Origin of the sequence: Bacteroides gallinaceum (genome assembly GCF_030373775.1) — a bacterium.
Taxonomy (GTDB): Bacteria; Bacteroidota; Bacteroidia; order Bacteroidales; family Bacteroidaceae; genus Phocaeicola; species Phocaeicola excrementipullorum.
This window is the reverse complement of the sequence record NZ_JAUDEN010000086.1, coordinates 1-525: the sequence shown is the minus strand read 5'-3', so window position 1 is coordinate 525 and position 525 is coordinate 1. Positions and strand designations below refer to the sequence as shown.

At 43.0% G+C, this 525-nt stretch carries 1 protein-coding gene and 1 tRNA gene; both read left to right on the top strand.

Annotation, left to right across the window (positions count from 1 at the left end):
- Positions 1-2 precede the first annotated feature (2 nt).
- Positions 3-75, top strand: a tRNA-Phe gene (locus QUW60_RS15075).
- 244 nt (positions 76-319) lie between these two features.
- On the top strand, positions 320-525 hold a 206-nt coding region (locus tag QUW60_RS15070), incomplete at its 3' end, for an Arm DNA-binding domain-containing protein (RefSeq protein WP_289561521.1).

Genomic DNA, 525 nt, shown 5'->3' with positions numbered 1-525 from the left:
AAGGTGCCATAGCTCAGTTGGTAGAGCAAAGGACTGAAAATCCTTGTGTCCCCGGTTCGATTCCTGGTGGCACCACTTTGAAGAAAAGCAAAAGACAGTAAAATCCTGATTTCCAAGCGAAATCGGGATTTTTTGTTTTCTCCCGACACGCAAAAAACGGCAAAATATTACCGTTTGAGGTGGAGCAAAAGGTGGAGATAAAAGGTGGAGCAAAAATCTCCACCGAATTAGAGTCTTTCTCACTGATTTGCAATATTTTGCGTATCAAGAAAACGTGGTCGGTTTCCTACTTTTGTCCAAACTAAAAACTGTAGGAAAAATGAAAAGAAGTTCATTCAATGTGCTTTTCTTCTTGAAGAAGACCAAGCTGCTGAAAAACGGAGAAGCATCCGTTTGTATGCGTATCACTGTAGATGGTACGCGAGTTGAAAACAACATCCGCAAAAGCATTGACCCGTCTCTCTGGAGTCAGGCTAAGGAATCCGCCAGAGGCAAAAGCCGCAAATCATGCGACCTGAATGCCTA